The 12460-nt window shown below is 38.8% G+C and carries 10 protein-coding genes; 1 reads left to right on the top strand and 9 read right to left on the bottom strand.

Features of this window, described 5'->3' with window-relative positions:
• Positions 1-127: 127 nt before the first annotated feature.
• From FTU38_RS07785 to FTU38_RS07745, 9 genes are all read right to left on the bottom strand, one after another.
• Positions 128-577, bottom strand: coding sequence for a MaoC family dehydratase (locus FTU38_RS07785; protein ID WP_180027119.1), 450 nt, complete (start codon positions 575-577; stop codon positions 128-130).
• Entirely contained in the window at positions 555-2429 is a 1875-nt protein-coding gene (locus FTU38_RS07780; protein ID WP_180109878.1) for an ABC transporter ATP-binding protein, read from the bottom strand. Before FTU38_RS07780 ends, FTU38_RS07785 begins: the two co-directional genes overlap by 23 nt.
• 95 nt (positions 2430-2524) lie before the next feature.
• Complete coding sequence (locus tag FTU38_RS07775; protein WP_257225696.1) at positions 2525-3808, bottom strand: GGDEF domain-containing protein; 1284 nt, start codon at positions 3806-3808, stop codon at positions 2525-2527.
• 314 nt (positions 3809-4122) lie between these two features.
• The gene (locus tag FTU38_RS07770; protein WP_373683975.1) at positions 4123-5379 is read right to left on the bottom strand and encodes a mechanosensitive ion channel family protein; all 1257 of its coding nucleotides are present in this window, start codon (positions 5377-5379) and stop codon (positions 4123-4125) included.
• 241 nt (positions 5380-5620) lie between these two features.
• The gene (locus tag FTU38_RS07765) at positions 5621-6157 is read right to left on the bottom strand and encodes a DUF2058 domain-containing protein (RefSeq protein WP_168377529.1); all 537 of its coding nucleotides are present in this window, start codon (positions 6155-6157) and stop codon (positions 5621-5623) included.
• A gap of 12 nt (positions 6158-6169) precedes the next feature.
• Positions 6170-6844: a YoaK family protein gene (locus tag FTU38_RS07760; RefSeq protein WP_180110924.1), complete on the bottom strand. Its 675-nt coding sequence runs from the start codon at positions 6842-6844 to the stop codon at positions 6170-6172.
• A 34-nt stretch (positions 6845-6878) separates the two neighbouring features.
• Entirely contained in the window at positions 6879-8072 is a 1194-nt protein-coding gene (sstT, locus tag FTU38_RS07755) for a serine/threonine transporter SstT (RefSeq protein WP_180003690.1), read from the bottom strand.
• A gap of 204 nt (positions 8073-8276) precedes the next feature.
• On the bottom strand, positions 8277-10013 hold the full coding sequence (locus FTU38_RS07750) for a SulP family inorganic anion transporter (RefSeq protein ID WP_180110923.1): 1737 nt from the start codon (positions 10011-10013) through the stop codon (positions 8277-8279).
• Between the two features lie 309 nt (positions 10014-10322).
• A complete protein-coding gene (locus tag FTU38_RS07745) occupies positions 10323-10640 on the bottom strand; it encodes a helix-turn-helix transcriptional regulator (protein ID WP_078193801.1) in 318 nt (105 codons plus the stop codon).
• A 282-nt stretch (positions 10641-10922) separates the two neighbouring features.
• On the opposite strand from FTU38_RS07745, the gene cysK reads away from it, so the two are divergent.
• The gene (gene cysK, locus FTU38_RS07740; protein ID WP_180003686.1) at positions 10923-11921 is read left to right on the top strand and encodes a cysteine synthase A; all 999 of its coding nucleotides are present in this window, start codon (positions 10923-10925) and stop codon (positions 11919-11921) included.
• Positions 11922-12460 lie beyond the last annotated feature (539 nt).

Raw genomic sequence — 12460 nt, 5'->3', positions numbered from 1 at the left:
TTTCTTCTGTTCTAAGGTTATATTGGCATGATTCTGTGTTGTATCCCACAAAAATTGTTGGACAAACTGACTAGGCTCAACTATTTATAGCGGCCTACCTTAGCGTTGTAAAGTAGGCCATTAAGGATTAATTCGCTTTAAATTCTTTGGAAAAGACCACAATTTTGGTCGTAGACATATAAAGAACGTCATTATGCTGATTGAGCGCTTGAGTGACATAGGTCACAATGCCGCGGTCTGTCTTACTTTTCGACGGAGTAATTGCAGATATTTCAACTTCTACACGAATTTTATCCCCCGGACGTGTTGGGCGCGGCCAACGTAGACTTGATTCAGAGCCAATTAAGCCATAAGCCACAGGGAAACATTCAGTCCATAAGCGCATCGTTACAGCAGCGGTATGCCAACCACTTGCCGCTAATCCTTGAAAGATCGGGTGCTGTTGGGCTTTGACTTCATCTGTATGAAATTCCTGAGGATCATAAGCGTTGGCAAATTGCTTGATTTCTTCAACAGTCATTTCATATTCACGACTACTAAAGTGATCACCAACTTTAAGGTCTTCCAGATACAGCATTTTCATCTTCCTTTGATTCTACTTTATGTTGTTCTATTAAAAATCCACCGGTTTGACGCTGCCACAAGTGTGCATAAATACCATTCAAAGCAACTAGCTCTTCGTGGGTGCCTTGCTCAGCAATACGTCCTTGATCCAAGACAATCAATCGATCCATTTGCGCAATGGTTGAAAGTCGATGCGCAATGGCAATCACAGTTTTGCCTTGCATCAAATCATCTAAACTCGATTGAATCGCAGCTTCGACTTCTGAATCGAGCGCACTTGTGGCTTCATCTAAAATTAAAATCGGTGCGTCTTTTAAAAATACTCGAGCAATCGCAATACGTTGACGCTGACCGCCAGATAATTTAACACCACGTTCACCGACAAATGCTTCATAGCCACGTTGACCACGTAAATCGATCAATTGAGGAATGAATTCATCAGCTTTCGCTTTGCGTACTGCATCATACATTTCTTCATCAGTCGCATTCGGACGGCCATATTTAATATTTTCTTCAACCGTGCGATGCAATAACGAGGTGTCTTGGGTCACCAAAGCAATATTTTTTCTCAAGCTATCTTGGGTAATATCTTCTATATTTTGTCCATCAATCGAAATACGACCATGGTTGATATCGTAAAAGTGGAGTAAAAGTTGAATTAATGTCGATTTTCCGGCACCCGAACGTCCGACAATACCGATTTTTTCGCCTGGTCGAATAGTTAAATTAAATTGATCGATGACATTTTTATCATTATAAGCAAAACTGACGTCCTCAAATTTAATTTCGCCTTGCGGTACTTTTAAGTCGGTTGCATCAGCTTTGTCTTGAATATGAATCGGACGGCCCATGGTTTTCATCCCATCTTGAATGGTCCCGACATTTTCAAATAGGGCAGACGTTTGCCACATCATAAACTCGGAAATACTACTGAGTTTTAAAATCATGGCGGTCGCTGCTGCAATGACCCCAAGCTCAGCTTGACCATCCATCCAGAGCCAAACGGCTGTTCCAAGTACGCCACCATATAAAACAATGATCAGCAAATTCGTCGCGATGTTGTATTTTGCAGCAAGTCGCATTTGCTTATACACCGTCACCATAAATTCTTTCATTGAGGCTTTGGCATATTGGCTTTCACGGCCTGCATGGGCAAACAATTTCACCGTTTGAATATTGGTGTAGGCATCGGTGACACGACCAGTCATTACTGCGCGTGCATTGGCTTGTTCATTTGAAATTTTGCTTAATTTTGGGATGAAATAGCATGCAGAACCAATAAATAAAGCCAGCCAAAGTAATAACGGAATAATTAACAGTGGCGATATAGCACCTAAAATCACGGTGATAGAAATCAGGTAAATGAAGACATAGGCCAACATGTCACCAAGAATAATCCAAAACTCACGTACAGCCAGTGAAGTTTGCATGACTTTGGCAGATAAACGACCTGCAAAGTCGTTGTGGAAGAAATCTAAACTTTGTTTCAGTAATAAGTTATGAAATCTCCAACGTAGGCGCATTGGAAAGGTGCTATATAGAATCTGATGTTTAATAATGGTTTGAAGGCAAGAAAAGAAGATATTTGCCAATAAAATAAAGCTTAAAATGGTCAGATTCGTCTGGTGCTGCTGTAAAAAGGTTTCAGGTTGAGACTTACTGATCCAATTGACTAAATCGCCAATTTTGGAATAAAGCAGTGCTTCAAAACTCGCTACACCTGCTGTACAGAGTACCAATAACAATAGGTATTTTTTTACACCCGTCGCAGCTTGCCATACAAAGGGGAAAAATTTTGTCGGCAATGGTTTATTCAAGTCCTGTTCAGGATAAGCGTCAACTAAATTTTCAAACCATTTAAGCATGCAGATAACCTGAGAATTTTGCTGTAATTAATCTTTCTTTCTTCAGCTCTAAGTGTAATAGATTCGCTGGTTTTTCTCCATTTTGATTTGTTTATTTACTTAAAAGCTTGGCTGCAAAAGTTCATAGAATTAAAATGTACAACCCGATTACGACCTTGGCGTTTTGCTTCGTATAGAGCAATATCGGCCTGTTTAATTAACTGATCAAGTTTGGCGTGGTCAGGGTCAATTTTGGAAACACCAATGGAGATCGAAAATTTCAGCAATTGACCATCTATATAAAACTGGTATTGTTCCATTTTATGTCTTAACCGTTCAGCAATTTTTAATGCATCTTCTGGGACGGTATAAGGCAAAAGTACAATAAATTCTTCACCCCCGAAACGCGCCAATATATCGTAAAAACGCATTTCTTTCCGTGCAATTTCAGCAATTTGGCATAACACTTGATCGCCGACATCATGTCCGTATTGATCATTAATCGCTTTAAAATGATCGACATCAAAAATCAAAAGACTGGTACAGACCGTCATTGGGGTTTCTTGGATTTTTTTATTTGCAGCTTGTACAAATTGGCGACGATTGCTTAACTGGGTTAATTCATCCGTATGGGCAATTTTGCGCAGGGTATGAAAGTTCCAGTCATCTAGCAGCGCTCTTAGAAACGTTTTACGAGAGTTGAGCGTAGAGTTCCAGCAGATATACATACTGAACAGCAGCACAGGAACGTACACCAATAAAAATATTGTAAAATCACCAAAATCATTAATGCGCCATGCGCCAAAAAGGATCGCTGCCGTGATCATGGCTGAGGTCATAATCGAAGGGCGAAAATGCACATGAATACTTAAATTACCCAATACGATCAAAATAATGGCAGCATATTGATAACTATGCACCAGTTCATTTTTCGACTGAAGTAATATCTCAAACCAGAGAATGGCTGAAAGGCAAGTGGCGAGTGGTAAAATCAAATCGAGCAATTTAATCTGTCTGATATATTTAAACAGAACATAATTCAGACCAAATGCAGCAATAATGGCAATGATACGAATCACACCTGACAGTACTTCTATGTCAGGCAGAACATAGCGATCTGCCCAAAAATAGATTAAAAATGCCAATTGAGCGAAATAGTTGACCTGCTTTAAATAGTCTTTCTGGTTGTAGTACAAAAATTTGTAATAAGCATTTTTAAACTGTGCCGGAATACGTGCAATCGGGTCGGATAAAGCACGCTCAATACGGACACGATTCTCTAGGTCACATGCTTCTGCCTGTATAAGCGTATGTTTGGCAGAAGTGCGATTCATCGATTCTATGAGTAATTGTGATTCGTTTTTAACTGATTTCTGAGAAGGTTGATTGAGGCCTTCCATGATCAAGTTCCTATTTTAGAAGCGTTTTTATGCAACTGTTAACAAATAGTATCTAAAAATGTCTACATTTGTATAGTATTTGTTCTGATTTTTTAATTATATTTAGTTGTTTCGGATGAATTATATTTTTAAGGAATTGAGCGATTAGCGCATTTATCTGATTCGCTTTTATTCCTTGTATCGCATGATCTAAAGTAATTGCGGAAGTAGAGAGGGGTAACCGATAGCCCCATGTATATTCAAAAGCCATTGTGACTTTTTAAATTTGCAGAATTTCTTCTTTGAATATACATGGGGAGAGGAAAGTTTAGCTTTTAACTTTTATCGGCATTTGGTTGAACGAGGGCTTTAAAATCGGCACTAGAAGGGGCTTGATAGATTTTAAGTCCAAACTCAGGTGTGATTGCGATCAGATGGTCAAAGATATCCGATTGAATCGCTTCATAATCTTTCCATGCAATAGTTTTACTAAAAGCATAAATCTCTAAAGGAATGCCTTCACTCGTGGGTTGTAACTGACGCACCAAAATCGTTTGGTGTTGGGCAATGCCTGAATGCTGTTGTAAATAAAATTCTACATAGGCACGAAAGGTCCCAAGATTGGTTAAACGGCGCTGATTATATTGCGACTGATTGGAAAGTTGCTGATTAAACTGAGCAAGCTCTTCATGCTTATGATCAAGATATTGATCTAATAATAAAAATTCTTTGAGTTTATTTTGCTCATCCTGAGTCATGAAATGAATAGAGCTTTGATCGATATAAAGTGAGCGTTTGATGCGGCGTACACCGGACTGAGCCATACCACGCCAGTTTTTAAAGGTATCAGTCACCAGTTTATTGGTTGGAATCGTGGTAAAGGTCTTATCAAAGTTCTGTACAGTAATGGTATGTAATGACATATCAATGACATCGCCATCCGCATTGAGCGAGGGCATTTCAATCCAGTCACCAATTCGCACCATATCATAAGAAGAAATTTGTACCGAAGCGACCAGTGACAAAATGGTATTTTGGAAGACCAACATCAGTACAGCCGCCATAGCACCGAAGCCTGCGAGTAATGTAAATACATCTTTTTTCAGAAAAGTACCTAAGATCATTAGGCCACAAACCAAAAAGATGATCAATTTGACCAACTGCAAATAGCCTTTAATTGGTTTGTTTCTAGATTTTGGATTACGTTGATAAATCAGATTAAAAATATTTAGTAATTCAGAAATGGCTAAAGCAATGGTCAGGAAGATAAAGGCCTGACAAGCCATTTGAACGATTGAGATAAACTTCACAGATAAATGTGGGACTGTGGTTATGCCATTTAAGATTACAATTGCTGGAACAATGTTGGCAAAGCGTTTAATCACACTATGTTCTGACAAAATTTGACTGTGGCTAAAGGCCATTTTAGACACGAGCTTACGAATACCACGCACCACAATTTGCTTGGCGATAAAATTTGCAATAATGGCAAAAATAATAATGAGACTGAGCGAAGTCAGCATTTCTAGCCACGGATATTGATCTGACCAATCTTGAATATTTTTAATGAACTGAATTTTTTCCAAAATCATCCTACTCTTATTGATGTAAATGAAAGGGTTAATGATCAAACTATTGTAATTATGATGATTATATAAGCAATTTTATACTCGTAAACTTTACGGAGTTACGACATGTATAGTCCATAATGTTACTTATTGGGTGCTAAGAAATGATTTTTTGAAGGTATAACCGATATTTATGGACTGAAAAAGATTAATGTTGATAAAAAAAAGCCCCCGAATCGGGAGCTTCATTGGCGATTTGAAGTGCTTACCACATTAAATCATCAGGAATTACATAAGCTGCATACGGATCTTCTTCATCCGTGGTTTGTTCATTGACTTCAGAGTTATTCACAATAATAAAGCCTTCCATTTTCGCATTAATACGGTCGGCTAATTCTTTTGGTAAAAAAGCATAGTTGCTATTTTCACGTGCAATAACAAGACTGCCAGCAACCAGGGCATTATAAATTTGCTGATTGATATAAAGCTTTTTAATCTTGGCATCATCGATAAATTGATAGGTCGATTCGCCATCGGTATCACGAATTTTATGCTGATTAATCATTTGCATGATGGCAGCTTTTAATTCTTTTTCTTGCAAAACGGCTTTACGATCTTGCTCTAAAGCATGATCTTTGGCCATTTTCTGCTGCTGATCTTGCTCAATTTTCGCCTTGATTTCAGCATCTTTACTTTCACCAGTACGTTTTTCATGTACGGCTTGTTTAGACAATTTTTTTGCCTTTTTATTATCGACCAGACCTGCTTTAAGCAGTTGCGCCTGTAATGCATTTTTAACCATAGTACGTTCCAACTAATCGTGTATATGTCGATAATGAAAATAGATGATCCAATATACTGCGCTCATAACTACACTGAGTGCGGCAGGAATTAGGAATGCGTTTAATTTTAAATAAGGATAAAGCCAACTGGCAAGTATGCCACCGACGATAAATCCCGCTAAAATTAATAAATGTAAGACCACACGTTTAGACTCAACCGAAAGTCCACGAGCTTTATAACCCAAAGCCAAACCTAAGTCCGTCAAAACACCAGAGAGGTGTGTGGTACGAATAATGGTGCCTTTATAGTGGCTGACCATTGCATTTTGTACACCCATCGCCACGCATGCCCAAAGCAAAGCATAACGTGGAAAATAGGGTAATAGCAGCCAACACAGGACAATAAAAAAAGCCACCAAGCTTAATGGGACGCCATAACGTCGGGTTAAGCTAAAGTGACTATTTCCAAGAATAAGCCCACTATAAAATGAGCCAATCACATAACAGAGCAACACTAAAATCAAATAAATAATCGTAGCTGGCTGCCATGCAATGAAGGCCATGGCTAACATACTGACATTACCCGTCATGTGAGATACCGACTGGTGCAAGATCGTCACCAGCCCGAGTACATTAATCATTCCTGCATTCACTGCGAGAAAAAAAGCACCCAGTTGTATCCAAAGCGGTAAAGTTTGAAAAGGCATGGCCTCGCCTTAAAAAGTATCCAATATCAGGATATTATCTTAAACCACGGTCTACTGCAGCTGTAAATAATACGTCAGTCGAAGAGTTTAAAGCTGTTTCAGTTGAATCTTGAAGTACACTAATGACCATACCAATGGCAACAACTTGCATCGCGATATCGCTTGAAATACCAAACAGGCCACAAGCCACTGGAATAAGCAGCAATGAACCACCAGCAACACCTGAAGCACCACATGCAGAAACGGTAGCAACGACTGATAAAATCAACATGGTGCTGAAATCAACAGAAATGCCCAAAGTATGAACTGCTGCTAGAGTGAGGACTGTAATTGTGACTGATGCACCTGCCATATTGACAGTTGCACCTAAAGGAATTGCTACACTTGCAGTTGATTCGGGGACACCAAGACGCTTTGCAAGGTCTAGGTTAACTGGGATGTTTGCAGCAGAACTACGCGTAAAGAATGCAGTGATACCACTTTCACGTAAACATTGGAAAACCAATGGGAACGGATTTGAGCGGGTCATAAATGCCACCATTAGTGGATTGATGACCAAGGCAACAAAGAACATGGTACCGAGTAAGACCGCAAGTAAGTGTGCATAGCTGATCAGTGTTTTCAAACCTGAGTCGGCAAATGTAACAGCAACCAAACCAAAGATACCGACAGGTGCAAAGTTAATCACTAAACGGATTACTTTATTCACCGCATCAGCAGCATCGGATAAGAAAACTTTAGTGGTATCTGATGCATGGCGAAATGCAATACCCAAGGCAACAGCCCAAGCTAAAATTCCAATGAAATTTGCTTCTGAAATGGCTGTAACAGGGTTTGCGACAAAACTTAATAATAAGTTTTTCAATATTTCAGCAAGACTGCCTGGCGGAACAAGATTTTCTGCAGCAACATCCAAAATTAATGTAATTGGGAATAAAAGGCTTGCTACTACTGAACTTAAAGCAGCAAGGAACATACCAATAGCGTACATCAACATAATCGGTTTAATGTAAGAATTACTGCTGCCCACTTTGAAATTTGCAATGGATGACAGTACAAGTACAAAGACCAGTATCGGTGCTACGGATTTCAATGCCTTAATGAATAAATCACCAAGCAAACTTAAATAGGGTGCAACGCCTGGAGCAACAAAAGCAACCAATACACCTAAAATAATGGCGATAATAATTCGGGTTACTAAACTCAAGCGTGTAAATGCTGAAAACATAGGAGAGCCTTGTCAGAATTACAATGACAAAATGATGAAAATTAGCCCTGTATTTTATACGAAAATGTGGAATGCTTAAAAAATAATTTAATTTAAAAATAAACCTTTGTTTTTTATAATATATTTTTGTGTATTAAAATATAAACCCTTCAAAACTCACTGTTTATCAAATTCGCATTGATTAAACAGTGAGCTAATAGGCCTTTAAATTTGGTACTCAGAACTGGCTGTCGCAAGCTCTGTAACGGCTTGATAGTGGGTGAGAAAAATTTGACCACTCAAATGCGTGAGTAATTTTGAGTGCTGCAATTTGTCCATGACAGGGCCTTTGACCTCGGAAAAATGCAGTCGAATATCTAATTTTGATAATTCAGCATTTAAATCTTCCAACATTTCCAAGGCACTGAGGTCAATTGAGCTGACGCTTGAGCAATTGATAACAACATGCTCTAGGTCAATATTTTGATTGACTTCATTGATCAGGAAACCTTTAAGCGTATTGGCATTTAAAAACGAGATATTTTCATCTATACGGAGCGAGAGAATATGTGGTGCGGTATAGACATGATGGCGCTGTACATTGCGGAAGTGCTGTGTGCCCTCGACTAAACCGATCACCGCAATATGTGGACGACTGATGCGCCATAACAACAGAATAAAGGTAGAAATGATGCCAATAATGAGACCTGTAGAAATATCGATACACACCACACCGAAAAAGGTCACCCACATCGCAATCCCGTCAGCTTTTGAATAACGCCATGTATCCACAAAAGGTTTAAAGTCGACTAATTTCCAAATGGAAACAATAATTGTGGCCGCCAAGATCACTAAAGGTAAGTCTTGGAAAAAACCAGTGAAGTAGAGACTGACAACGATAATCAGCAATGACGACAACACACCTGCCATCGGGGTTTTTGCACCTGCATCTGCATTAACCACTGTACGAGATAAGCTACCCGTCACTGGAAAGGCAGAGCTAACCCCAGCGCTTAGATTGGCTAAACCTAAAGCGATCAACTCTTGATTACTATTGAGTTGGCTTCGTTGTTGTAAGGCAGTAGCTTGGGCAATAGACAGTGACTCAACAAAACTGATCATGGCAATCATTGTTGCACCGGGCAGTAAGGTTTGTACCAGTTCCCAGTTCCAATGTGGAAAGCTTAAGGGTGGAAAACCTGAAGGAATTTCACCGACGGTTTTAATGCCGACATTTTGCAGGTCAAATAACATCACCGATGCAATTGAGATCACCACTAGTATCAATGGAAGTGCTTTACTTAGAAAGGCGGTAGAGCCGAATCGAGATTGGATCGATTGAGTGGCCAATATTTTTGGCACATAGATTAAAAACAGTATGGCCAGCACACCAAAGATGAGTGAAGCAAAGTGAGTTAAACTCAGGTATTCCCACAGACTTAAAACAAACTCAGGGATGTTATTGGCTTTTAGCGGGACATCGACGAGAAACTTAAACTGACCCAGTGCAATGAGCAGAGCCGAAGCAATAATGAAGCTTTTAATGACAGGATGACTGATCAACTGAATTAAAAAACCAAAACGTAGTACACCTAGCATCAGAGAAATCAGTCCGACCATTAAGGCCAAAAGTGTAGCGGCTTCAATATAAACAGGCGAACCGATTTCAAATAGTGGATTGAGCGTGGCGAAGGTCATCATCGAAATGATTGCCACAGGGCCTATCGATAAGGTTGAGCTTCCACCAATGAGGGCGTAGACAATCATCGGTAAAATACTGGCATATAAACCCATGATTGGAGGTAAACCTGCCAGCATGGAATAGGCCATACCTTGAGGAACCAACATGGCAATCACGATCAGCGAAGCAAGTACATCAGATTTAAATTTCACGGGGCTGTAGTGCTGTAACCACTGCCAAGCTGGAAATTTCTGTAAGATATGAGGTTTTAAATCTGACATAAACTTATCTAAATCACAATTTCATATATATTATGCATAAAAAATGCTAAGAAGTCTTGTGCAATAAATTTTGAGCGTACAACATTGCAGGAAATTTAAGGGGATATATAAGAAACCATCATTCTAAATGAATTAATAAAAAGTATGAGCTGATTTAAAGCTTTGGATATTCGATATAAATATAGATATTGAAATTTTGAAGAAGTCTGGAGGGTAAATTTAGATATTGAATTGCTGTCCATTGCGATAATTCATCTATAGTGGTGCAAGAACAGCATGTCTGGCTTGAAATTTTAAAATAACTGAGTGTTATTTATAAGATTGGTTGCAATACAATTGGTAAAGAGTATTGAGAACTTGAACTAAATTTGCATCTTTAATTGAATAATAAATTTGCTTACCATCACGACGCGTGGTCACAACATCACTTTTACGTAACATCATTAATTGTTGTGAGAGGGTTGGCTGTTTAATATCAGTGATTTCTTCAATCTGAGACACATTCAATTCTTGCTGTGCTAGATGACATAAAATTAGTAGACGATCCGTATTTGCCAGCGACTTTAAAACGCCCACGACTAATTCGGCAGAATCACGCATAGTAGTGATTTCCAGATCGGTATTCATTGGATATGTCCATACGATTAACAACAGCTCAAGTATACGGATATCACGGCTTAATACATTGAATAAATAAGACAATTTCTATGGTTTTTTATGAAATCAAATATCATTAATTTTTATAAGTTTAAATTTAGTTAATCAGTTAAATTTATTGCTTGATTTTAGTGCAAGCTTTCACAAAATGCACATAAATATAAGACATTAGCTTAAAAAATCATGCACACTTTGAAAATAATTGTATCATCTAAAGATCGTATTCAATAAATACATAAGGGATAAATAGTCATGACAACAGATTCAGCTTTTCCAGCAACGAGTAATTTAGGTATCGCGGTATATAGTAATAATGCTGAAGCGATTGGTAATACACCTTTAGTTCGTATTAATCGTGCGATTCAGTCAGATGCAACGGTCTTGGCTAAAGTTGAAAGCCGTAACCCAGCATTTTCAGTGAAATGTCGTGTAGGTGCAGCTCTCATTGCAGATGCAGAAGAAAAAGGTTTATTAAAACCGGGTATGCATATTGTAGAACCTACAAGTGGCAATACAGGCATTGCTTTGGCATTTGTTGCAGCAGCGAAAGGTTATGCAATTACATTAACCATGCCAGCAAGTATGAGTATCGAACGCCGTAAGGTGTTGAAATCTTTTGGTGCAAATCTCGTATTGACTGAACCTGCTAAAGGCATGAAAGGTGCAGTCGAAGAAGCACAGCGCCTCGTTGCCGAACATCCTGAAACGTATTATTTACCACAACAGTTTGAAAACCCTGCAAACCCTAAAATTCATGAATTGACCACTGGCCCAGAAATTTGGGAAGCAACTGGTGGTAAAGTGGATATTTTAGTATCGGGTGTAGGTACAGGTGGTACGATTTCTGGCATTTCAAGTTATTTTGAAAAAGTGAAAAATCAGCCGCTTTATTCTGTTGCGGTAGAACCGGCTGAATCTCCGATTATCGCCCAAGCGAAAAAAGGCGAAACACTGACTCCTGGGCCGCATAAAATTCAGGGGATTGGCGCTAACTTTATTCCGGGTAACTTAGATCTAGACCTTGTTGATGAAGTGATCGGTATTGAAAGTGCTGAAGCAATTGAGTGGGCGCGTAAAACGGCTACTCATGACGGTATTTTAGTGGGTATCTCTAGTGGCGCGGCAATGGCAGCTGCGGCAAAACTTGCTGCACGTCCTGAGAATGTAGGCAAAACCATTGTGGTCATTTTACCGGATGGTGGTGAACGTTACCTTTCTTCCGTTTTATTTGAAGATATTAGTGCTGACTAATATGTCTGACATGAAAAAAAGCCCATTCATTTGAATGGGCTTTTTTATTGATGATTTTGCTATTTGTACGTGTCTTAAGACGCGTCTTGATCATCGTTTTTGGGATTTTGTTGTTTAATTTTTCGTTTAGGTGGTTCATGTCCTAACTTTCGAGCGATGTATTTAAACAGGAAGCCTAAGAGTATGCATATCGTGACAGCAGGGATAACCACTTGAGTGAGCCAAACATCAATATGATCCGGACTCCAACTTAAAATTAAAAATAAAAAAGCACACAAATATGCGCAGTTAAAGCAAATGTTCGACAGTTTGTACATGCGAAAGAGAGTAATTCGTTTGGTGGTCACGAATCTCTATCTTACTGAATAATGAGGAAATGTGTAGTTTTAATATCAGAAAAATAAACTAATTGAATAGGGTCTGTTGACATTTGTTGATTAAAAAAATAGCGAGATAGTAAAATTAAATCGCCAAACCCAATTTTACACTCGCTATGCCTCGAACAATGCTAAATGATCAACACTGGTCCAAGTTACTTG

Source organism: Acinetobacter sp. YH12098, from assembly GCF_013419235.1.
In the GTDB taxonomy this organism is placed as follows: Bacteria; Pseudomonadota; Gammaproteobacteria; order Pseudomonadales; family Moraxellaceae; genus Acinetobacter; species Acinetobacter amyesii.
Note: the sequence above shows the minus strand (reverse complement) of the source record. Positions and strands in the feature narration are given on the sequence as shown.

What these genes read in the sequence shown, in the direction of transcription:
- cysK (WP_180003686.1), top strand. Translation starts at nt 10,923, where the DNA reads ATGACAACAGATTCAGCTTTTCCAGCAACGAGTAATTTAGGTATCGCG.
- FTU38_RS07750 (WP_180110923.1), bottom strand. Translation starts at nt 10,013, where the DNA reads ATGTCAGATTTAAAACCTCATATCTTACAGAAATTTCCAGCTTGGCAG.
- FTU38_RS07785 (WP_180027119.1), bottom strand. Translation starts at nt 577, where the DNA reads ATGCTGTATCTGGAAGACCTTAAAGTTGGTGATCACTTTAGTAGTCGT.
- FTU38_RS07765 (WP_168377529.1), bottom strand. Translation starts at nt 6,157, where the DNA reads ATGGTTAAAAATGCATTACAGGCGCAACTGCTTAAAGCAGGTCTGGTC.
- FTU38_RS07745 (WP_078193801.1), bottom strand. Translation starts at nt 10,640, where the DNA reads ATGAATACCGATCTGGAAATCACTACTATGCGTGATTCTGCCGAATTA.
- FTU38_RS07780 (WP_180109878.1), bottom strand. Translation starts at nt 2,429, where the DNA reads ATGCTTAAATGGTTTGAAAATTTAGTTGACGCTTATCCTGAACAGGAC.
- sstT (WP_180003690.1), bottom strand. Translation starts at nt 8,072, where the DNA reads ATGTTTTCAGCATTTACACGCTTGAGTTTAGTAACCCGAATTATTATC.
- FTU38_RS07770 (WP_373683975.1), bottom strand. Translation starts at nt 5,379, where the DNA reads ATGATTTTGGAAAAAATTCAGTTCATTAAAAATATTCAAGATTGGTCA.
- FTU38_RS07760 (WP_180110924.1), bottom strand. Translation starts at nt 6,844, where the DNA reads ATGCCTTTTCAAACTTTACCGCTTTGGATACAACTGGGTGCTTTTTTT.
- FTU38_RS07775 (WP_257225696.1), bottom strand. Translation starts at nt 3,808, where the DNA reads ATGGAAGGCCTCAATCAACCTTCTCAGAAATCAGTTAAAAACGAATCA.